The following is a 19,403-nucleotide window of genomic DNA, read 5'->3' on the forward strand; positions in this document are numbered from 1 at the left end:
ACCCCTTGCGCCGGCCCGGCGGGCTGTCACTATGTTCCGAGATAATGTCGGGAGCCCGGATGCCGCCCTTTCGCCGTGCGCTGATTGCCGCGCACCTTGTCCTCCTTGCCGAGCCGCTTACCGCGCAGGCGCCTGACCGAGTGCCGATGTCCCTTTCTCAATCCCGGATGGCCTATCCCGAAACCCGCCGCGACGATCTGGTCGAGACCCTGTTCGGCGAAAGGATCGCCGATCCCTACCGCTGGCTCGAGAATGACGTCAGGACTGACGGCGAGGTGGCTGACTGGGTCGCGCGCGAGAATGCGGTGACCCAGCGCTATCTCGCTACGCTTCCGACGCGCAGCTGGTTTGCCGGACGCATCCGCGAGCTCATGGATTATGAGCGGTTCGGCCTGCCGATGAAGGGCGGAAAACGCTACTTCTACACGCGCAATTCAGGCCTGCAGAACCAGGCGCAGCTCTGGGTGCGCGAAAGCCTCAAGGGCAAGGGCCGCCTGCTGCTCGATCCCAATGGCTGGGCCAAGGACGGGGCGACCGCGCTCGACGACTGGAAGCCTTCGCACGACGGGCGCTTCCTGCTCTATTCGGTGCAGGATGGCGGGTCGGACTGGCGGGTGCTCAGGGTCCTCGACGTCGCCACCGGCAAGCCCATGGACGACGAGGTGCGCTGGGCCAAGTTCACTGCCCTCTCATGGGTCGGTTCCGAAGGCTTCCTCTATTCGCGCTTCCCGCCGCCGGCCGAGGGTCAGGCGTTCCAGCAGCGGACGTACAACCAGGCGATCTGGTTCCACCGTCTCGGCACTGCGCAATCGGCCGATGAGCTGGTCTTCGCCACGCCCGATCAGCCCGAGACTGGCCACTACGCCAAGGTGACAGCCGACGGGCACTGGGCGATCATCACCAGCTCGACCGGGACCGACGCCCGCAACGAAGTGCGGGTGATAGACCTCACCGCGCACCTGAAGGCCGGCAGGAAGGGGGGGTGGCCGATCCGCACCCTGGTTTCCGGCTTCGAGCATGACTGGCAGCCGGTCGAGAGCCTGGGCAGCCGGATGTGGTTCGTCACCAATTCCGATGCTCCGCGCTACCGGCTCGTGTCGATCGATCTCGCCACACCCGAATCCCGCTGGACCGAGATCGTGCCGCAAGGCGCGGACAAGCTGGAGCAGGCGACCATCGTCGGCACCAAGCTGATCCTCAACTACCTGCGCAACGCCAGCACCCGCGCGGTGATCGTCGATCTGAAAGGAAAGCCCGCCCGCCAGATTACCCTTGGCACGATCGGCACGGCCAGCGGCTTTCGCGGCCGCCCGGGCGATCCGGAAACCTTCTACGCCTTCACCAGCTTCAACCGTCCGTCGACGATCTTTCGGCTCAACCTCGCCAGCGGCAAGACGACCATTTTCGCTGAGCCGAAGCTGACCTTCCGCCCGGCGGACTACGCGGTCGAGCAGCGCTTCTACAAGTCGAAGGACGGGACCGAGATCCCCCTGTTCCTCGTCCGCCGCAAGGATATCGCCGAGGCTGGCCGCGCCGTGCCGACCCTGCTTTACGGCTACGGCGGGTTCGACGTCTCGCTCACGCCGGGCTTTTCCGCGGCACGCATGGCATGGCTCGAGGCGGGCGGGGCCTTCGCCATGGCCAACATCCGCGGCGGCGGTGAATTCGGCAAGGCCTGGCACGATGCCGGGCGCCTGGCCAACAAGCAGAACGTGTTCGACGATTTCATCGCCGGCGGGGAATATCTCCTGCGCGAGGGGGTCACGCCCGGGGGCGGCCTTGTTATTCAGGGCGGCTCGAACGGCGGGCTCCTGGTGGGCGCGGTGGTCAACCAGCGCCCCGACCTCTTCGCCGCCGCCAACCCCCAGGTGGGCGTGATGGACATGCTGCGCTTCGACCGCTTCACCGCCGGGCGCTACTGGGTCGACGACTATGGCTATCCCGAGCGCGAAGGCGATTTCCGTGTGCTGCGCGCCTATTCGCCCTATCACAACATTGCCGCGGGCAAAACCTATCCGGCGATCCTCGTCACCACGGCCGACACCGACGACCGCGTCGTGCCCGGCCATAGTTTCAAATATGCCGCCGCGCTGCAGGCGGCCGATCTCGGGCCGAAGCCGCACCTGATCCGGGTCGAGACCCGCGCCGGCCACGGCTCGGGCAAGCCGACCAACAAGGCGATCGAGGAAAGCGCCGATGTCCTCGCCTTTCTCGGCGAATGGTCGGGTCTCAGGCCTCGCTGACCTGCGCGGCGGGGGCCTCGGCGCCCTTGCCGCGCCAGCGCCGGATCATGGCCCTCGCCTGATCGCGGACTGGCCAGGCGGCGAGCTCCGCGAAAGACTTTGGCGGGCCCTCGTCAAGCCCGCTGGGCGGCCAGCCGTCGGGGCGGCGGTAGGTTCCGAAGATCACGTCGAAGATCGGGAACAGCGCGGCGAAATTAGTGTCGTAGTGTTCGACCAGCCGTGAGTGGTGGCGGCGGTGGTAGGCCGGGCTGTTGAGCAGCCACGACAGGGGCCCGAAATCGACCTTCAGGTTGGCGTGGACGAAGTAGTGGTAAAGCGAGACGACCATATAGGTCTGCAGGATCGCGTCGGTGTGGTCGATGAACATGGTCGCCATCGGCCAGACGGTCAGCGACTTGACCAGCCGGTCGCCCCAGAAGTGGCGGTTGGTGGTCAGCGCGGTCATTTCCGGGTCGGAATGGTGCAGCGAATGCATCGCCCACAGCCACGGCAGCTTGTGCTGGGCATAGTGGAACAGCCACTCGGAAAAGTCCCGAATGAGGAAGAAGAGCGGTAGGCCCAGCCAGAACGGCAGGGCAGCGGCGCTGATCAGCGATCCGCCCACCCACTGCGGCCAGTAGCGATAGACCAGGTAGGAGATGCCGAAGTCGAGGACAAAGGCCTGCAGGTTGCGCAGCCAGTCGGTCGGGCCGGCATGGCGCAGCTTTTCAAGCACGGTCAGGCCGAGCATTACCGTGAAGGCCAGCATCAACATCGTGAACGTCGACATGCCCGGCGTCTTAACGGCGCAATGTTAACTTTCGGTTTGCGCGGGGCCCGGCGTCAGGCGCGCCGCTTCGCGCCTTGGGCGAGGGCGGCATCGCTGGCCAGCTTGTCGGCCCGCTCGTTCTCGGGATGGCCGTCGTGGCCCTTGACCCAGATCCACTCGACCTGGTGCGGCTTTTTCGCTTCGATCAGCTCCTGCCACAGCTCGGCATTGGCCACCGGCTTCTTCGCCGCATTCTTCCAGCCATTGCGCTGCCAGCCGAAGATCCAGCTCGTGATCCCGTCGATCACGTATTTGCTGTCTGTATGGAGGCTGACCTTGCACGGCCGCTTGAGCGCCTTCAGCGCCATGATCGCGCCCATCAATTCCATGCGGTTGTTGGTGGTCTGCGCCTCGCCGCCCGAGAGTTCTTTCTCGTGCTCGCCCGTCCTCAGGATCGCGCCCCAGCCGCCGGGGCCGGGGTTGCCCTTGCAGGCTCCGTCGGTGAAGATCTCGACCGTGTTCACGCGAAAACGGCGGGGTTGGCGCTATAGAATTCGAGCCGCCGGGCGAAGGCCATCGGGTCCTTGCGCGTCACCAGTGCCCCGTCGGGCGTGTTGAGCCAGTCATAGGCGCGGGTGGCAAGGAAGCGCAGCGCCGCGCCGCGCGCCAGCAGGGGCAGGGCGGCCTGTTCGGCGCCGGACAGCGGCCGCACCGCCTGATAGCCCTCGAGCAGGGCCGCCGACAGCACCGGATCGAACCGCGATCCTGTCGCATCGAAGCACCATGCGGCGTGAGTCACCGCCACGTCGTAGGCGGCAAGGTCGGTGCAGGCGAAATAGAAGTCGATCAGGCCGCTCACCTCGTCGCCCAGCATCAGCACGTTGTCGGGGAAGAGGTCGGCATGGATCACCGCGCGCGGCAGATCCTCCGGCCAGGCCGCGATCACCGCCGGCAGTTCGCGCTCGACGATGGCGGCCAGCGCCGGGTCGATCGAGACCAGCCCGTCATGACCGCAGCCGCCGAGCAGGTCCTGCCAGGCCGCCGGGCCCATGCCGTTGGCCCGCTCCAGCGTGAAGTCGGCGCCGGCAAGGTGAATCCGCGCCAGCGCCCCGCCCACGGCACGCGCCTGGCCTGCGGTCGGTGCGCTCACCGAAACGCCGGGCAGGAATTCGATCAGGGCCACGGCCTTGCCGCGCACTTCGCGGAAGGCCTGACCCGCGCGGTCGTGGATCGTCGCCGGTACCGGGCAGCCGTGATCGGCCAGGTGGTCCATCAGGCCGAGGAAGAAGGGCAGGTCGCGCGCCTCTGTCCGTTCCTCATAGACGGTCAGGATGAAGTGCTGCTCGTGGCCCTGCGCCCCGGTCGTCTCGATCAGCCAGTTGGAGTTGGACACGCCCTCGGCAATGCCCTTGGCCGAACGCAGCGTGCCCACGTCGAATTCGCCGATCAGGCTGCCGAGTTCCTCGGCGCCGAGCTGGGTGTAAACCGCCATGCGTCTTGAATCCCCTGCCTGCTTCAGTCGACCAGCTGGCGCGGCAACTTGAACACCATGTTCTCCTCGGCGGTGACCACGGTTTCCTCGTCCACCGGCCGGATCGCGGCGATTCGCGCCACCACTTCGCGCACCAGCTCCTCGGGCGCCGAGGCCCCGGCGGTAAGGCCGAGCGTTGCGACCCCCTCGATCCACTCGGGCATGATCTCGTCCGCGCGCTGGATCAGCCGCGCATCGGCGCCGCAGCGCTGGGCCACTTCCACCAGCCGCATCGAATTCGAAGAATTGGGCGCGCCGATCACCAGCACCAGCTGGCACTGCCCGGCGATCGCCTTGACCGCGGCTTGCCGGTTGGACGTGGCATAGCAGATGTCCTCGGCCTTGGGGCTGGCGATCTCGGGATAGCGGGCCTTGAGCGCCGCGATGATCGCCGCTGTATCGTCGACCGACAGCGTGGTCTGGGTGAGATAGGCCAGCGGGGCATCGGCGGGGAAGGCGAGGGCGGCAACGTCCGCCTCGGTCTCGATCAGGCTGATCGTGCCATCCGGCACCTGCCCCATGGTCCCGATCACCTCGGGATGGCCCTTGTGGCCGATGAACAGGATGTGGCGCCCGGCCTCGATCTGGCGCTCGGCCTGGCGGTGAACCTTGCTCACCAGCGGGCAGGTGGCATCGAGCCAGGCAAGGCCGCGCGTCGTTGCCGCCTCGGGGACCGACTTGGGCACGCCGTGCGCGGAAAAGATCACCGGGGCGCCGTCGGGCACCTGGTCCAGCTCTTCCACGAAAACCGCGCCCTTGGCCTTGAGCCCGTCGACCACGTAGCGGTTGTGGACGATCTCGTGCCGCACGTAGACCGGCGCGCCGAACCGGGCCAGCGCCCGCTCGACGATCTCGATCGCGCGGTCGACCCCGGCGCAGAAGCCCCGTGGCGCGGCGATCAGCAGGCGCAGCGCAGCCGGCGCGGAATCGGTGTTCGGAAATGCGGCATTCATGGTCAGCCCCCTAGCGCTTCCCGGCGCGCCCCGCTAGGGCAGCAACACGCAATTGCTGCCACGGCAGCCAGACGCAAATGCCAAGGAACCACCGAGGATGACCTCTCGCACTCGCCTGATCGCCGCTGCCACCGTCGCTGCCGGGGCGCTCGCGCTCGCCGGCTGCAAGACCAAGGGCGATATCGTGGTCGATGAAGGGGTGGGGATCACGGCGGTCCACGGCGCCTGCCCGGCGGTCGGCATCCCTGACTATACGGGCGACATTACCCTGTTCAGCGTCCCCGGTTCGACCGACGCCAATGCGATCGATCTCGTCGCGGCGATGACCAACCTGCGCTCAACCTGCAACGATCAGGCCGAAAAGGTCTCGGCCACGGTCGGCTTCGACGTCCTCGCCCGCCGCAATGACACTTCGGCCGCGCGCTCGGTCACGCTGCCCTATTTCGTCACCGTCATGCGCGGCGGCCGCGCCGTCGTCACCAAGCGGGTCGGCAGCGTCACGATCAACTTCGCCGCCGGCCAGGCCCGCGCCCAGGCCCATGCCGAAGGCAGCGCCTTTATCGACAAGGCAGAGGCCACGCTCCCGGCCGAGATCCGCGAACGCATCACCCGCAAGCGCCGCGCCGGCGATTCCGATGCCGCGGTCGATCCCCTCGGCCAGCCCGACGTTCGCGCCGCCGTCGCCCGCGCGACCTTCGAGGTGCTGGTCGGCTTCCAGCTGGACGACAAGCAACTGGCCTACAACGCCACGCGTTAAGTTGAGTGCGCCCTTGGCATCCGCCAAGGGCTTGCGGCACCGGCCCGCTCCCCCGGCCCAACCACCCAGATTTTACCGTAGGTGGTCGGGCCGGGGGAGCGGGCCGATGCCGACCATTCTCTCTGGGGCTTTCCCCGGTTGGCCAAAACGGCTAACCGCGCGGCCATGTCCGAGACCAAGACCCTGCACGCCGCCTTCGCGGACCATATCGCCAATGCGCTCGATGCGCTCGTTGCCGCCGGAACCCTCCCGGCCGGGCTGAACCGCGCCGCCGTCACGGTCGAGCCGCCGCGCGATGCCTCGCACGGTGATCTGGCGACCAACGCGGCCATGGTCCTTGCCAAGCCCGCGGGCATGAACCCGCGCGCGCTGGCCGAGGCGGTGGTGGCCGAATTGGCGAAGATCCCCGAAGTGACCGAAGCATCGATCGCCGGTCCGGGCTTCATCAACCTGCGCCTCGCCCCCGCCGCATGGCTGGCCGAACTGGTCGCCATCGCCGCGCTCGGGGCAGACTATGGCCGCTCGGCCATGGGCGGCGGCACCACGGTCAACGTCGAATATGTCTCGGCCAATCCGACCGGGCCGATGCACATGGGCCACTGCCGCGGCGCCGTGGTCGGCGATGCGCTGGCCGCCCTGCTCGAATATGCCGGGCACAAGGTCACCCGCGAATACTACGTCAACGACGCCGGCGCGCAGGTGCAGGTCCTCGCCCGCTCGGTCCACATCCGCTACCGCGAGGCCCTCGGTGAGGCCGTTGGCGCAATTCCCGAGGGGCTGTACCCGGGCGACTACCTCGTGCCGGCCGGGCAGGCCCTCGCGGCCGAATTCGGCGACAGGTACGTCACAGCGCCTGAAAGCGAATGGCTGGTCCTGTTCCGCACCCGCGCTGTCGCCGCGATGATGGAGATGATCCGTTCGGACCTCGCCCTGCTCGGGATCGAGCATGAGGTCTTCGCCTCGGAGGCCGAGCTGCAGGCCTCGGGTAAGGTCGACGAGGCCGAGGCGTGGCTGCGCGCGCACGATCTGGTCTACGACGGCATTCTCGAGGCGCCCAAGGGCAAGACCCCGGAAGACTGGGAGCCGGTCGAGCTGCCGCTGTTCCGCTCGACGAAATTCGGCGACGATCAGGACCGCCCGATCAGGAAGTCGGACGGAACCTGGACCTATTTCGGCGCCGACCTCGCCTATCACTTCCAGAAGGCGCAGGAATGCGACGCGCTGGTCGACATCTGGGGCGCGGACCATGCCGGCACGGTCAAGCGGATCAAGGCCGCCGTCGCCGCCATGACCGGGGCCGAGGGCCAAGACGGAAAGCCCGGAAAGCCCAAGCCGTTCGAGGTCAAGCTGGTGCAGATGGTCCAGCTTCTGCGCGATGGCGAGCCGGTCAAGATGTCCAAGCGCGCCGGAACTTTCGTGACGCTGGCCGACGTGGTGCGCGAAGTGGGCAAGGACGTGGTGCGCTTCACCATGCTGACCCGCAAGCCCGAGGCGCAGATGGACTTCGACTTCGCCAAGGTGGTGGAGGCCAGCAAGGACAACCCGGTATTCTACGTCCAGTACGCCAATGCCCGGATCGCCTCCTCGCTGCGCAAGGGCCAAGCGGAAGGCTTCACCCCCTCGGCCGACAATCTCGCCCTGCTGGGCGACGAGGAACAGGGCCTCGTCAAGCTCGCCGCGCAGTTCCCGCGTCTGGTCGAAGCCGCTGCCGCCGCGCGCGAGCCGCACCGCGTCGCCTTCTTCCTCGGTGACCTTGCCGCCGCTTTCCACTCCTACTGGAATCTCGGCAACGACCGTCCGGACAAGCGGTTTATTGTCGCTTCGGATGCAACATTGACCGGGGCGAGGCTTTTCCTTGCCTTGCAGATCGGGCAACTACTTCGAAACGGCCTTGCGCTATTGGGAGTCGAAGCCGTCGAGGAAATGTGACCGGGCGGCGCGCTGTCACAGCGTATTGAGGGACCGACGATGCATCAGGGGAATCTTCCGGGCGACGAGGCCCAGCGCGTGGCGGAGGACGCCTTCGACGCAGCGCCGCAGCCCGCCCTCGCGCTGGACGAGGACGAGCGTCTGCCCTGGCTCGAATCGGCCGACGACGATGACGAGGACGGCGGAATCGACAGCGGCAAGCTGATCCGCTTCGCCCTGTTCGGGGTGGTCCTGCTTGGCCTCGTCGGCGGCGCCCTATGGGTCTTCAAGCTCCGCGCTCCGGCGGGAGACGTCGTGGCCGAAGGCGGGGTGATCAAGTCCCCCGGGCCTTACAAGACCGTGCCGCAGGACCAGGGCGGCAAGACCTACGCTGGCACCGGCGATTCGGCCTATGTCGTGTCCGAGGGCAAGAGCCCTGCGCCCAAGCTGGGTGACGGCACCGCGCCCGTTCCCGTTCCCGGACCCTCGCTGAATGCGGGCGCCAATGCCGGAACTGCCGTCGCGGCCCCGGCCGAGCCTGCCGGGATCGGGGTACAGGTTGGCGCCTATTCCTCGCTCGCCACGGCCGAGGCCGGGTGGCAGCGCCTGTCCGGCAACAACGCGGCGCTCAAGGGTGTCAAGCACCGGGTGGTCGAGGGCAGCGCCGATATCGGCACGGTCTACCGCCTCCAGGCCGTGGCGGGCGACCTTGCCGCCGCCAATGCCCTGTGCGCCTCGCTCAAGGCCAGCGGCATCGCCTGTCAGGTCAAGCGCTGATTCCGTCCCTGACGGACTGACCAATGTAATTGCGTCCTGACGCGCCCCGGGCGGGCGCGCAGCGCGCGGAATCGGCCGTGGCTGGCAAGTTCGGGATCTGGCACGGCCAGCCGCGACATGGTTGGCAAGTCCGGTTAATTTCTTTGCTCTCACCCTTGGGTGGTTTCCGGCGCGTCTTTTGCAACCGGGCAGCGCCGCCGCCCCGCAACGATGGCCGCCGCGGAAAAGCCCGGATTTGCGCCCCCCGCAAGGCCCGGAGGGCGGTGTTAACGCCATCTTGACCCTATCTCTTCAGTCCCGGTTACCCGCGCCCTTCAGCCCTTTGCAAACGCCGTTCGTTCAATTCTGTGCGGGCAGTCGAACCGGCTCTCCGAGCCCCCCAAGGAGAACTTCCCATGCTCGTCCACTCCGCGGTTTCCTGGCCTGCCAACAGCCCGCTGCTGATGGCGAAGGTCCGCTCCGGCGGGGTGGAACTGACCGGGGTGGAAGTGCTCGATCTGTCGCTCGCTGGCTGCATGCTCGAATGGCGCGGCTGGACCCTGCGCGAGGAACAGCGCGTGCTGATTTCCTTCCCGACGCTGGCCAACCTGCCCGCCTCGGTGCTGTGGTCGGAAAAGGACCGGGTCGGCCTGCTGTTCAACAACCCGCTGCACGAAGCGGTCTATGATCACCTCGTGCGCGGCTATTCGCTCAGCGGCGGCTGAGGCGCGCGCCGTCAGACCCGGCGCGGCCCGAGGGTCTGTCCGATCCTCTGCCTGACTGCGTCCATCCCCATCGCATCGACCGCCGCGTGCGGGCAGTCGGCCAGCAGCAGGGCGGCCAGCTGTTGCTGCTTCTGGGCGATCTGGTCGATCGCCTGCAATTCGGTGAGGTGGCGCGCGATCACGGCCGGATCGGTACAGAGGCGGGCGCCCAGCGCCTCGATCTCGGCCGCCAGCTCGGTCAGGATTCGCGCGGCCTCGCGCAGGTGCGGCTCGATCCTGTCCAGCGGCAGGCTGGCGGCCGGGTCGGGCGGCGGCATCATTGCCGACATTCAGGCCGCCTCGGCCATGGTTTCGCCATCGGCCAGCGCGGCAAGGTCGAGCACCATGACCATCTGGTCATCGAGCGCGGCGAGGCCGGAGAGGAACGGCACCACCGTGCTTTCGGCCGTGGTCGGCGGAGCCTGCAAGGTGTCGAGGTCGATGGTCACGATGTCGCTCACCGATTCGACGATCAGCCCGGTCTGGCGGCTGCCGATCTGGGTGACGATGATCGCGTGGCGCGGCGTAGCCTCGACCGCGTTCCACCCGAGCCGGGCGGCAAGGTCGATCACCGGCAGCACAGTGCCGCGCAGGTTGACCACGCCGGCCACGTAGTGCGGCACGCGGGGCAGGCGGGTTGCCGGGGTCCAGGCCCGGATCTCGCGGATCGCCATGATGTCGAGGGCGAACATCTGCCCTTCGACCTGGAACGTGATGAGTTCGCGCAGCATGGTCATTCTCCTGAATGTGTCGGGTCTCAGTGCGCCACGCGGCGCACGGCGGCGACCAGCTTGGCCGCGTCGAACGGCTTCACGATCCACCCGGTCGCGCCCATCTGGCGCGCGCGGTTCTTCTTCTCGTCCGAGCTTTCCGTGGTGAGGACGAGGATCGGGCGGTCGCGGTGGCGGGTGCCGCCGCGCAGCGCCTCGATCAGCCCGAAGCCGTCGAGCCGGGGCATGTTGATGTCGGTGATCACCACGTCGACCTCATTGAGCTGCAGCCATTCGAGGGCGCTCTGCCCATCGTCGGCCTGGGCCACGTCGAAGCCGCTGGTGGAAAGGGCATGGTTGAGCAGCGCCCGCATCGAGGCGCTGTCGTCCACGGTCAGGATACGGGTCATTTTGGTCATGGTCTCGCTCATCGTGCTGTCAGGGGTCAGAACAGTTCAACCTCGCCCGAGGATACGACCGGGCGCAGGCTCGGCCGTTCGTCATGGGCAAGGGTGTTGGCCACGGTCCGGCAGCGGACCATGCCCGAGGCGGGGCGGAAGTCGACGCGCCGCGCCGCATTGCCGCCCATGTCCTCGCGCACCAGCGTGATCCGCTCACGCGCGAGGAAGTTGCGGGCGAACAGGGCATTGGCCGTCCCGATCGCCTCCATTCCGGGGTAGAGGTTGGCCCCGCCGTAAAGATGGGCGCGCAGCCGGTGCTTGGCCGCGCCATTGGCCAGCATCTCGTTGATCAGCAGTTCCATCAGGTAGACGCCGTAATGCTCGTCCACCCCGGCGCCGCCCGCCGGCGGCTCTGCGAGCAGGAAATGGTTCATCCCGCCAACCTGCTCCTCGGGATCGAACAGGCAGGTGGCCACGCAGGAGCCGAGCACGGTGGAAAGCTCCACCCGCGGCCCCGCGCTGACCCGGGCCTGGCCCTGCATCACGGTGATCCGCGTCGTCGCGGGGGTGAAGGGAGCGGACGCCATCGTCAGGCCGCCAGCCGGAACAGCTGCGAGGAAATCGTCTCCAGCGGCGCCACGACCCGCGCCGCGCCGAGCGCGATCGCCGCGCGCGGCATTCCGAACACGGTGCAGCTCGCCTCGTCCTGGGCGATGGTGAAGGCCCCGGCGCGGTGCAGGGCGAGCAGTCCCTCGGCCCCATCGGCGCCCATCCCGGTCAACAGTATGCCCGCGGCCTCGGCGCCGATCCGCTCGGCCACGGAAAAGAACAGCGCGTCCACGCTGGGGAGGTGCCCGGCGATGCGCGGGCCGGCGCGCAGGCGGGCATGAAACTGCCCGCCCGTGCCGCCCACGGTGAGGTGGCGTTCGTCGCCGGGCGCGAGATAGACGTGGCCCGCGCGCAGCGGCAGGTCCGGCTCGGCCAGCAGCACGCGCGGCGCACAGGCCCGGTCGAGCGACAGCGCGATCGAGGGGGCGAAGCGGGCGTTGACGTGCTGGACCACCACGGTCGGAGGGCAATTCGCCGGAAAGGCGGAGAGCACCGAATGGAGCGCCTCGACCCCGCCGGTCGAAGCCCCGATCGCGACCAGCTTCGGCGCGGCGCCGGTATGGGCCGGGGCGGCGGAGCTGGAGGCAGGCGGCGTGGCAGCGCGCGAAACGGGCTTGGTGAACGTCACCTGCGCCGCCTCGCGGATCAGCGCGGCCAGCTTGCCGTCGCTGCCGAAGGCATTGGCGCCCTGGCCCTTGGCGTAGCAGGAGACCGCGCCGCGCGCGAGCGCCTCGGCCGTGGTCGCCGCGCCCTCCTGCGTGGACCCCGAAATGATGATCACCGGGGTCGGGCGCAGCGCCATGATCTTGTCGAGGAAGTCGAGCCCGTTCATCCCCGGCATCTCGATGTCGAGCGTCACCACGTCGGGATCGAACTGGCGGATCAGCTCGCGGCCCTCGGCGGCGTTGGCGGCCGTCGCCACCACCTCGATGTCGGGCTCGCTGGAGAGGCGCGACATCAGGATCGCGCGCATGGTCGGCGAATCCTCGACGATGACGATCCGAATGCTCATGCCGCTCTCCGCTGGTAGATCGTGGGGCCGACCTGATCCAGGTCGCGCTCGGCCGGGCCGCTGACCCGCTCGGAATGGCCGATGTAAAGGAAACCGCCGGGCTTCAGCTGGTCCGCCAGCCGGCTCACCAGCCGCTCCTTGGTCGGCAGGTCGAAATAGATCATCACGTTGCGGCAGAAGATCGCGTCGAACGGGCGCGACAGCGGCCATTGCCCCAGCAGGTTGAGCAGGCGGAAGCGCACGAGCCCGCGCGCTTCGGCGGCGATCCGGGCATCGCTTCCGGCGCGCTCCACCCAGCCCTCGCGCAGCGGCGCGGGCAGGGCATCCAGCTCGCCCGCCGGATAGGTCGCGGCCTCGGCCCTGGCGAGGACGTGGCTGGCAAGGTCGGTCGCCAGCACCAGCGTATCGCTCTGGGCGATCTGGCGGCCCTCGGCCCGGTCGGTCCCGAGCAGGCTCAGCACCAGCGACCAGGTCTCCTCCCCGCTCGAACAGCCCGCGCTCCACAGCCGCACCGGCTGTCCGGCACGGGCCATCCGGACCAGTTCGGGGCGCGCCTCGGCGGTGAAATGCTCGAAATGATGAGCTTCGCGGTAAAAGAAGGTGTGATTGGTGGTCAGGGCCTCGATCGCGCGGGTCCGCTCGCGCTTGTCGCGCCGGATCAGCTCGACATAGGCGGCGAAGGTCGCCGTGCCGGTGCCGCGCACCAGCGGGGCGAGGCGGGAATAGACCAGCATCGACTTGGTCGGCGGCAGGACGATCCCGGCCGTTTCATGGACGATGCCGCTGATTGCGGCGAAATCGGCCGGGGAATAGATCCCCGGACTGATCCCGCTCATCGCGCCGGTATCGAAGGTCTCTGCCAGCATCAGGCGGCATCCCGCAGCGGCGCGCGGGCGCAGGCGGCAGCCCCGGCCACGAGACTGTCGACATCGAGGATCAGCGCCACTCGGCCATCGCCCAGGATCGTCGCCCCGGCCACGCCTTCCATCGAACGGTAATGCGTCTCAAGGCTCTTGATCACGAACTGGCGCTGGTCGGAAATCCCGTCGACCAGCAGCGCGGCCTTGCCCGCCGCCTCGGTCTCGACCACGATCAGCACGCCTTCCCGGGCGCCGTCGGGCGCATCGCCCGCCCCGAAGAAATCGTGCAGCGGCACGACCGGGATGAACTTGCCGCGCACGTTGAGCATCGATTGCCCGTGGCCCAGCCCCTTCACCTCGCTCGCGTCGGGGCGCAGGCTTTCCACTACGTTGGCCAGCGGCACGACCAGCGCCTGATCGCCGATGTTGATGATCATCCCTTCCGAGATGGCCAGCGTCAGCGGCAGGGTCAGGATGAAGGCCGTGCCCTTGCCCTGTTCGCTCTCGATCGTGATCCGCCCGCCCAGGTCCTTCACCGCCTGGCGCACCACGTCCATGCCCACGCCGCGCCCGGAAATGTTGGACACGGCCTGGGCGGTGGAGAAGCCGGGCGCGAAGATCAGGTGGTCGATCTCTTCGCGGCTCAACTGGGCGTCGGGCGAGACGATGCCCTTCTCGATCGCCTTGGCCAGCACGCGGGCCTGGTCGATCCCCTTGCCATCATCGGCGATGCGGATGTGGATGCGGCCCGAACGATGCTCGGCCGAAAGGCTCACCGTGCCCTCGGCGGGCTTGCCGGCGGCAAGGCGCTCCTCGGCGCTCTCGATCCCGTGGTCCACCGCGTTGCGGATCAGGTGGGTGAGCGGCTCGCCCAGCTTCTCGATCACGGTCTTGTCCAGCTCGGTCGATTCGCCCGAGACTTCAAGGCGGGTGTGTTTGCCGGTCGTCGTCGCCAGTTCGCGCAGGATGCGCGGCACGCGGCTGAACACCGAGCCGATCGGCTGGGCGCGGATCGACATGGCGCATTCCTGGATGTCGCGGGTCAGCGTTTCGAGCAGGCCCATCTCGTCGATGCCGGTGACGTTCTCGTTGGTCAGCCGCTGGGCCAGCATCGCCTGGGCGATCACCAGTTCGCCCACCGAATCGATCAGCTTGTCGAGCTTGGCGAGGTCGATACGGATCGACTGTCCGGCTGCCGGCGGCGCGGGCGCGGCGGCCGGGCTTTCGGCTGCCGGGGCGCGCGGGGCCGCCGTCTCCGAGACGACCGGCGCGGCCTCGGCCACGACCGGGGGAGCGACGACCGCTATGCGCGGCTCGGGGATCGGCTGGCCGGCACCGAAGGCGAGGGCGCAGTCGTCGCCGATGAAATCGAACACTTCCTGGGCCTCGGCCTCGCTCACGGCGGCGGGCAGGGCGAAGGTCCAGCCGAGGTAGCCCTGCGCGGCATCGAGCAGGTCGAGCGCGGGGACATGGCTGCAATCGACCGCGACGCAGCGCCCGCCCAGCCGCGCCAGTTCGCGCAGCAGCAGCACCGGCTCGCTGCCGTTGCCCATGGCCTCGGCATGGGGGCGGACGTGGATTTTCCACTCGGCCTCGGCCTCGACTTCGGCGGGGGCAGCCAGTTCCTCGCCCAGCGAATCCAGCAGCGAATCGAGGTCAAACGGATCGTCCGCCGCCACCGGCTCCGGCGCGGGAACTGGCGCGGCCTGCTTTGCCGCCGGAGCCTCGGCCGGCGCTGCCGCCCCGGCATTGCGCGCCTGCGCCGCGGTCAATTCGGCCAGCAGTGCGGTGTCTGCCGGAGCTTCGCCGCCGTCGCGCGCGGCCACCACGTGATCGCTCAGCGTGTCTAGCGCGCGCAGCAGCAGGTCGACCAGCTTCGCCGTGATCGGCACGCTCCCGTCGCGCACGTCGGATAGCAGGGTCTCGAAAGTATGGGTGAAGGCCTGGAGCGCCTCGAAGCCGAAGGCCCCGGCACCGCCCTTGATCGAATGGACCGCGCGGAAGATCGCGTTGATCGTCTCGCCGTCGTGCGTACCGGCCTGACAGGCGGCAAGGCCCGCCTCGGCGGCCTGGAGCGATTCGTCGCACTCGGCGAAGAAGATGCCCTGGATTTCCTCGGGGCTCATGCGCCATGCTCCTCATCGAACAGTTCGTGATCGAGGCCCGTCAGCAGGGCCACGTCGATCAGCGCGGGCGAGGGGGTGATCCGCGCGCCCGCCCCGGTGCGCCGCGCGCTGACCAGCAGCTGCAGCATGGCCTGCCCGCACTGCCGGACCGGGCTCGCGTCGATCATCAGCGGCCCGCCGCCCAGCGCGGCGGCGAATTCCGGCAGCAACGCCTCTGCGGCGGCACGGTCGCAGCGTTCGGGTAGGACTATGGTTTGCATGGCTGCCCCTCGATTGATGGGGTCAGGCTTAGGCGATCCGCGCAAAGGGCCGCTGAAAGGGGCGCTACGGCAAAACCCGAGGGCGCCGGCAAGGTAAAAGTATGTCCTGCCGCTTTACGAATCCCGCAGGCCCGATGGGCTCATTTCCGCGTCTTTTCGAGGTAAACCCGCGATGCACGAAGCCCGAGTCCTGGTAGTCGACGATTCCGCCGCGATGCGGGCGCTGTTTTCGGATCTTCTCGATCAGGCGAAGGACGTGGTCGTGGTCGGCACCGCCGCCAATGCGGACGAGGCGCGCGAGCAGATCGCCCAGCTGCGCCCCAATGTCCTCACCCTCGATGTCGAGATGCCGGGGATGAGCGGGATCGAGTTCCTCGAGGAGATCATGGAGAGCAAGCCGATGCCCGTCGTCATGCTATCCTCGCTCACCCAAAGCGGCACCGAGGTTTCGCTGCGCGCCTATGAGCTGGGTGCGGTCGAATGCTTCCCCAAGCCGCTCAAGGCCACGCCCGAACAGTTCACCAAGACCGTCGGCCAGCTCGGCAAGATCGTGCTCGCCGCCGCCAATTCCAACGTCAAGGACGCGCGCGAGCGGCGCAAGGCGGCCCCGGCCAAGCCCGCCGCCTCTGCCGCCGCTGCCCCCGCGTTCGACTGGAACGGCCGCGTCCTCGCCCTCTCCGCCTCGATGGGCGGGATCGACGCGCTGACCGCGCTGTTCTCCGAATTTCCCGCCGATTGCCCGCCCACCGCCGTCGTCCTCCAGGCCGAACACATGGTGGCCGAGGCCTTCATCAACCGCATGTCGGGCCAGCTTGCCTGCACCATCACCGCCGCTGCCGATGGCGCGGCGCTGACGCAGGGCACGATCCACGTCGCCGCCGATCCGGCGCATCACATGGTGCTCGAAGCCGGCACCCCGCCGCGCCTGCGCCTCGTCGCGCGCGATCCGGTCGATGGCGCCCGCCCTTCGGCCACGCTGCTCTATGGCACCATGGCAAGGGCAGGCGCGCCAGCCGTCGCCGCCGTCCTCACCGGCATGGGCGAAGATGGCGCCAAGGGCCTCAAGATGCTGAAAGACGCCGGCGCCGCCACGTTCGCGCAGGACCCCGGCTCGGCCACGGTCGGCGAAGCCCCCGCCGCCGCGATCGCCGCCGGCGGCGTCCAGCAGCACCTCCCGCTCGACCAGCTCGCCAGCGCGCTCCTTTCCCGCTGCAGCGCCACGGGCACCTGGCCCCCCGCCTGAAACGATCCCACCCGAGCCCGGCTCGGAAGGGCGCAGTCCGCAAGGGTTGCGCCCTTTTTGTTGACCTTCACAGGTTGAGCGCCTCGCATTAAGGAGGAGGGACAAGTTTCGAGTGTCCAGTCATGCAGATCGCCGTTCTCACTTTCGAAGGTTACAACGAGCTCGATTCGTTCGTAGCCGCGGCCATCCTGAACAGGATGGCGTCAAAAGGCTGGGCGGCGCTGATCACCTCGCCGAGCGATCAGGTCACGTCGATGAACGGCGTAACGGTGAAGCGCCAGCGCCCGCTCGAGTTTGCCCGCGAGGCTGATGCGGTGCTGATCGGCAGCGGTATCAGGACACGCGACATCGCCGCGGATCGGCAACTGCTGGATCAGCTCGCACTGGATCCGGCCCGGCAGCTCATCGGCGCACAATGCTCGGGCACCCTGCTACTGGCAAAACTTGGCCTGATTGGCGAACTTCCCGCCTGCACGGACCTGACGACCAAACCATGGGTCATCGAAGCCGGGGTCAACGTCGTTGACGCTCCCTTTGTGGCTCATGGCAATGTTGCGACGGCGGGTGGTTGCCTGTCTTCGCAGTATTTGGCGACCTGGATGATCGCCCGCGGGGCGACTTGGCAAGACGCGGCGGACGCCATGCACTACGTAGCTCCGGTGGGCGAAAAAGAGGCCTGGGTCGAACGCACCAGCGCGGTCGTTTCTCCGTTTCTGCCGTTGGCGCAGGCGGCCTGACACGGCTTCTGCCGCCGTCGGGCGGCCGGGATCGATTTCCCGAACCGCCCCTCAATTCCCCACGATGATCGACATCCGCCGGTTGCGCGGGTCCTGCGGGTTGTCCGCGATCAGCGGCTCGCGGTCGGCCACGCCTTCGATCCGGCGGAAGCGGTCCTCGCGGATGCCGCTGCGCATCAGCGCCTGCCGGGTGGCTTCGGCGCGCCCGGCCGAGAGCGACCAGTTGTTGGTCACCTGACCCGCGCGCCAGGGCAGGGCGTCGGTATGGCCGCGCACCATCACCGTACCCGGTTCGGGCGCCACGGTCTGGCCGATCACGGCGAGGAGCTGCACCGCCTGCGGGGTCAGCACCGTGGTGCCAAGGCGGAACATGGCAAAGTCGGCATCGTCCACAAGGTCGATCCGCACCCCGTCCGGGGTCACGGTCATGCGCACCTGCCGCGCCAGCTTGCGCAGGGTCTCCGACCGTTCAAGCTTCTGCTTGAGGCTCTGCTGCATCCGCTGGACCTTGCCCGCGCCTTCCTTGGCCCCGCCGGTCGCGTCGCGCGGGATGGTCAGGGTCTTGGTCCCGGTCTGGCCCTGCCGGTTGGGATAGTTGTCGACGTCGGTGATCGAATTGCCGCCGAGCAGCCCGCTCGAACCCGCGCTCGATTCCCGCATCTTGACCAGCGTCGGCGTGAAATAGTCGGCGATCCCCTTGCGCTGCTTCTCGGTGGTCGCGCCCAGTAGCCACATTAGCAGGAAGAAGGCCATCATCGCGGTCACGAAGTCGGCATAGGCCACTTTCCAGGCGCCGCCGTGATGGCCCCCGGCCACGACCGTGACCTTCTTGACGATGATCGGCGGCGGCGGCTCGTTCTTGCCGCGCTTGGCGGGCCCGGCCACCTCAGCGCCCCCTCAGGCTGTCGAGCAGCTCGGACAGGCCGGGCCGGAAGGCATGGCCCAGGCCCGACCGCGCGCTTTCCACCACCAGCGGCTGGGGCCAGCCGTGCAGGCTCGCGATGATCACCTGCTTGACCGCGTGGAAGATCTGCTCGTCCTGGTCGATCACCTGCTTGAGCCGGCCCGCCATCGGCGCAACCATGCCATAGGCCAGCAGCACGCCCATGAAAGTGCCGACCAGCGCCGAGCCGATCATCGCGCCAAGGATGCTGGGCGGCTTGTCGATCGAGCCCATGGTCTTCACCACGCCCAGCACGGCGGCGACGATGCCGAGCGCGGGCAATGCATCGGCCAGCGTCTGCAGCGCATGCTGCGGCTCGTGCATCTCGTGGAAATGGGTCTTCATCGCATTGTCCATCACCTCTTCCACGGCGTGGACCTCCAGCGTGCCGGAGGAGACAACGATCAGCGTCAGCGTGTCGCAGATCAGGTTGACCAGCGCGTGATTGGCCAGCAGGCGCGGAAACTCCGCGAAGATGGTGGATGACTTGGGGTCGGTTACATGGCTTTCCAGCGCCACCGGCCCTTCCGAGCGGAGCAGCTTCATCAGCCGGGTGGTCAGGATGATCGCGTCGACGTGGTCCTGCTTGGTGTGCTTGGGCCCCTTGAAGATCTTGGCGAACGAGCCGCCGATCAGCTTCAGCTCGTGCATCGAGTTGCCGGTCACCGTGGCGCCGATCGCGGCCCCGCCGATGATCAGCATCTCGTGCGGGATGGCGTGCATCACCGGGCCGAGCGCGCCGCCGGTAATGGCAAAGCCCCCGAACACCATGACCAGCAGGACGACGATCCCGATCCCAGCGAACATCTTGCGAAAACCCCCGTGAAAATAGTGCCCCCGGT

Annotated in this window: 21 protein-coding genes; 7 read left to right on the top strand and 14 right to left on the bottom strand. The window is 68.2% G+C overall.

Going from position 1 to position 19,403, the window contains the following annotated elements; all coding sequences use genetic code 11:
- Positions 1-59 precede the first annotated feature (59 nt).
- Entirely contained in the window at positions 60-2,243 is a 2,184-nt protein-coding gene (locus tag H7F51_RS08655) for a prolyl oligopeptidase family serine peptidase (RefSeq protein ID WP_185663865.1), read from the top strand.
- Here the strand turns inward: H7F51_RS08655 and H7F51_RS08660 are convergent.
- Genes H7F51_RS08660 through ispH form a run of 4 tightly spaced genes read right to left on the bottom strand, consistent with a single transcriptional unit; the run spans position 2,230 to position 5,475 of the window.
- Complete coding sequence (locus tag H7F51_RS08660) at positions 2,230-3,012, bottom strand: sterol desaturase family protein (protein WP_185663866.1); 783 nt, start codon at positions 3,010-3,012, stop codon at positions 2,230-2,232. The genes H7F51_RS08655 and H7F51_RS08660 overlap by 14 nt on opposite strands.
- A gap of 53 nt (positions 3,013-3,065) precedes the next feature.
- Complete coding sequence (rnhA, locus tag H7F51_RS08665) at positions 3,066-3,515, bottom strand: ribonuclease HI (protein ID WP_185663867.1); 450 nt, start codon at positions 3,513-3,515, stop codon at positions 3,066-3,068.
- A complete protein-coding gene (gene thrB, locus H7F51_RS08670; RefSeq protein ID WP_185663868.1) occupies positions 3,512-4,483 on the bottom strand; it encodes a homoserine kinase in 972 nt (323 codons plus the stop codon). Before thrB ends, rnhA begins: the two co-directional genes overlap by 4 nt.
- 23 nt (positions 4,484-4,506) lie before the next feature.
- Positions 4,507-5,475 carry a 4-hydroxy-3-methylbut-2-enyl diphosphate reductase gene (ispH, locus tag H7F51_RS08675; protein WP_185663869.1) on the bottom strand — a complete coding sequence of 323 codons (969 nt, stop codon included), beginning with the start codon at positions 5,473-5,475 and terminating at the stop codon, positions 4,507-4,509.
- 97 nt (positions 5,476-5,572) lie between these two features.
- Here ispH and H7F51_RS08680 point away from each other — a divergent pair, with 97 nt between their 5' ends.
- The 4 genes from H7F51_RS08680 to H7F51_RS08695 all read left to right on the top strand — a co-directional run bounded on the left by H7F51_RS08680 (position 5,573) and on the right by H7F51_RS08695 (position 9,621).
- A complete protein-coding gene (locus H7F51_RS08680) occupies positions 5,573-6,232 on the top strand; it encodes a hypothetical protein (protein WP_185663870.1) in 660 nt (219 codons plus the stop codon).
- Positions 6,233-6,397: 165 nt separating this feature from the next.
- Positions 6,398-8,161 carry an arginine--tRNA ligase gene (argS, locus tag H7F51_RS08685; RefSeq protein WP_185663871.1) on the top strand — a complete coding sequence of 588 codons (1,764 nt, stop codon included), beginning with the start codon at positions 6,398-6,400 and terminating at the stop codon, positions 8,159-8,161.
- 39 nt (positions 8,162-8,200) lie between these two features.
- Positions 8,201-8,917, top strand: a complete 717-nt coding sequence (locus H7F51_RS08690) for an SPOR domain-containing protein (protein ID WP_185663872.1) — start codon at positions 8,201-8,203, stop codon at positions 8,915-8,917.
- Positions 8,918-9,312: 395 nt separating this feature from the next.
- The gene (locus H7F51_RS08695) at positions 9,313-9,621 is read left to right on the top strand and encodes a PilZ domain-containing protein (RefSeq protein ID WP_185663873.1); all 309 of its coding nucleotides are present in this window, start codon (positions 9,313-9,315) and stop codon (positions 9,619-9,621) included.
- A gap of 11 nt (positions 9,622-9,632) precedes the next feature.
- Here H7F51_RS08695 and H7F51_RS08700 read toward each other — a convergent pair whose 3' ends face one another.
- Genes H7F51_RS08700 through H7F51_RS08735 form a run of 8 tightly spaced genes read right to left on the bottom strand, consistent with a single transcriptional unit; the run spans position 9,633 to position 15,638 of the window.
- Positions 9,633-9,950, bottom strand: a complete 318-nt coding sequence (locus tag H7F51_RS08700) for a hypothetical protein (RefSeq protein WP_246448041.1) — start codon at positions 9,948-9,950, stop codon at positions 9,633-9,635.
- Positions 9,951-10,391 carry a chemotaxis protein CheW gene (locus tag H7F51_RS08705; protein ID WP_185663874.1) on the bottom strand — a complete coding sequence of 147 codons (441 nt, stop codon included), beginning with the start codon at positions 10,389-10,391 and terminating at the stop codon, positions 9,951-9,953.
- Positions 10,392-10,417: 26 nt separating this feature from the next.
- Positions 10,418-10,789, bottom strand: coding sequence for a response regulator (locus tag H7F51_RS08710; RefSeq protein ID WP_185663875.1), 372 nt, complete (start codon positions 10,787-10,789; stop codon positions 10,418-10,420).
- Positions 10,790-10,815: 26 nt separating this feature from the next.
- Positions 10,816-11,358, bottom strand: coding sequence for a chemotaxis protein CheD (locus tag H7F51_RS08715; RefSeq protein ID WP_185663876.1), 543 nt, complete (start codon positions 11,356-11,358; stop codon positions 10,816-10,818).
- A gap of 2 nt (positions 11,359-11,360) precedes the next feature.
- Positions 11,361-12,392, bottom strand: coding sequence for a chemotaxis-specific protein-glutamate methyltransferase CheB (cheB, locus tag H7F51_RS08720; protein ID WP_185663877.1), 1,032 nt, complete (start codon positions 12,390-12,392; stop codon positions 11,361-11,363).
- Entirely contained in the window at positions 12,389-13,258 is an 870-nt protein-coding gene (locus H7F51_RS08725) for a CheR family methyltransferase (RefSeq protein WP_185663878.1), read from the bottom strand. The genes cheB and H7F51_RS08725 overlap by 4 nt, the downstream gene beginning before the upstream one ends.
- Positions 13,258-15,378 (bottom strand): chemotaxis protein CheA, encoded by a 2,121-nt coding sequence (locus H7F51_RS08730; RefSeq protein WP_185663879.1) that lies wholly within the window; start codon positions 15,376-15,378, stop codon positions 13,258-13,260. Before H7F51_RS08730 ends, H7F51_RS08725 begins: the two co-directional genes overlap by 1 nt.
- On the bottom strand, positions 15,375-15,638 hold the full coding sequence (locus tag H7F51_RS08735; RefSeq protein ID WP_185663880.1) for an STAS domain-containing protein: 264 nt from the start codon (positions 15,636-15,638) through the stop codon (positions 15,375-15,377). The genes H7F51_RS08730 and H7F51_RS08735 overlap by 4 nt, the downstream gene beginning before the upstream one ends.
- Before the next feature lie 172 nt (positions 15,639-15,810).
- On the opposite strand from H7F51_RS08735, the gene H7F51_RS08740 reads away from it, so the two are divergent.
- Both H7F51_RS08740 and H7F51_RS08745 read left to right on the top strand, forming a co-directional pair.
- Positions 15,811-16,881 (top strand): chemotaxis protein CheB, encoded by a 1,071-nt coding sequence (locus H7F51_RS08740; protein WP_185663881.1) that lies wholly within the window; start codon positions 15,811-15,813, stop codon positions 16,879-16,881.
- Between the two features lie 122 nt (positions 16,882-17,003).
- Positions 17,004-17,618, top strand: coding sequence for a DJ-1/PfpI family protein (locus tag H7F51_RS08745; RefSeq protein ID WP_185663882.1), 615 nt, complete (start codon positions 17,004-17,006; stop codon positions 17,616-17,618).
- 51 nt (positions 17,619-17,669) lie between these two features.
- Here the strand turns inward: H7F51_RS08745 and H7F51_RS08750 are convergent, their stop codons facing one another.
- Together H7F51_RS08750 and motA are read right to left on the bottom strand one after the other, a co-directional pair.
- Entirely contained in the window at positions 17,670-18,503 is an 834-nt protein-coding gene (locus H7F51_RS08750) for a flagellar motor protein MotB (RefSeq protein ID WP_185663883.1), read from the bottom strand.
- Position 18,504: 1 nt separating this feature from the next.
- Entirely contained in the window at positions 18,505-19,368 is an 864-nt protein-coding gene (motA, locus tag H7F51_RS08755) for a flagellar motor stator protein MotA (protein WP_185663884.1), read from the bottom strand.
- Positions 19,369-19,403 lie beyond the last annotated feature (35 nt).

Source organism: Novosphingobium flavum (genome assembly GCF_014230315.1).
GTDB lineage: Bacteria > Pseudomonadota > Alphaproteobacteria > Sphingomonadales > Sphingomonadaceae > Novosphingobium > Novosphingobium flavum.

What these genes read in the sequence shown, in the direction of transcription:
- H7F51_RS08730 (WP_185663879.1), bottom strand. Translation starts at nt 15,378, where the DNA reads ATGAGCCCCGAGGAAATCCAGGGCATCTTCTTCGCCGAGTGCGACGAA.
- H7F51_RS08715 (WP_185663876.1), bottom strand. Translation starts at nt 11,358, where the DNA reads ATGGCGTCCGCTCCCTTCACCCCCGCGACGACGCGGATCACCGTGATG.
- H7F51_RS08680 (WP_185663870.1), top strand. Translation starts at nt 5,573, where the DNA reads ATGACCTCTCGCACTCGCCTGATCGCCGCTGCCACCGTCGCTGCCGGG.
- H7F51_RS08660 (WP_185663866.1), bottom strand. Translation starts at nt 3,012, where the DNA reads ATGTCGACGTTCACGATGTTGATGCTGGCCTTCACGGTAATGCTCGGC.
- H7F51_RS08710 (WP_185663875.1), bottom strand. Translation starts at nt 10,789, where the DNA reads ATGACCAAAATGACCCGTATCCTGACCGTGGACGACAGCGCCTCGATG.
- H7F51_RS08690 (WP_185663872.1), top strand. Translation starts at nt 8,201, where the DNA reads ATGCATCAGGGGAATCTTCCGGGCGACGAGGCCCAGCGCGTGGCGGAG.
- H7F51_RS08695 (WP_185663873.1), top strand. Translation starts at nt 9,313, where the DNA reads ATGCTCGTCCACTCCGCGGTTTCCTGGCCTGCCAACAGCCCGCTGCTG.
- H7F51_RS08725 (WP_185663878.1), bottom strand. Translation starts at nt 13,258, where the DNA reads ATGCTGGCAGAGACCTTCGATACCGGCGCGATGAGCGGGATCAGTCCG.
- H7F51_RS08735 (WP_185663880.1), bottom strand. Translation starts at nt 15,638, where the DNA reads ATGCAAACCATAGTCCTACCCGAACGCTGCGACCGTGCCGCCGCAGAG.
- motA (WP_185663884.1), bottom strand. Translation starts at nt 19,368, where the DNA reads ATGTTCGCTGGGATCGGGATCGTCGTCCTGCTGGTCATGGTGTTCGGG.
- H7F51_RS08740 (WP_185663881.1), top strand. Translation starts at nt 15,811, where the DNA reads ATGCACGAAGCCCGAGTCCTGGTAGTCGACGATTCCGCCGCGATGCGG.
- H7F51_RS08655 (WP_185663865.1), top strand. Translation starts at nt 60, where the DNA reads ATGCCGCCCTTTCGCCGTGCGCTGATTGCCGCGCACCTTGTCCTCCTT.
- thrB (WP_185663868.1), bottom strand. Translation starts at nt 4,483, where the DNA reads ATGGCGGTTTACACCCAGCTCGGCGCCGAGGAACTCGGCAGCCTGATC.
- argS (WP_185663871.1), top strand. Translation starts at nt 6,398, where the DNA reads ATGTCCGAGACCAAGACCCTGCACGCCGCCTTCGCGGACCATATCGCC.
- H7F51_RS08705 (WP_185663874.1), bottom strand. Translation starts at nt 10,391, where the DNA reads ATGCTGCGCGAACTCATCACGTTCCAGGTCGAAGGGCAGATGTTCGCC.
- cheB (WP_185663877.1), bottom strand. Translation starts at nt 12,392, where the DNA reads ATGAGCATTCGGATCGTCATCGTCGAGGATTCGCCGACCATGCGCGCG.
- H7F51_RS08700 (WP_246448041.1), bottom strand. Translation starts at nt 9,950, where the DNA reads ATGTCGGCAATGATGCCGCCGCCCGACCCGGCCGCCAGCCTGCCGCTG.
- ispH (WP_185663869.1), bottom strand. Translation starts at nt 5,475, where the DNA reads ATGAATGCCGCATTTCCGAACACCGATTCCGCGCCGGCTGCGCTGCGC.
- H7F51_RS08745 (WP_185663882.1), top strand. Translation starts at nt 17,004, where the DNA reads ATGCAGATCGCCGTTCTCACTTTCGAAGGTTACAACGAGCTCGATTCG.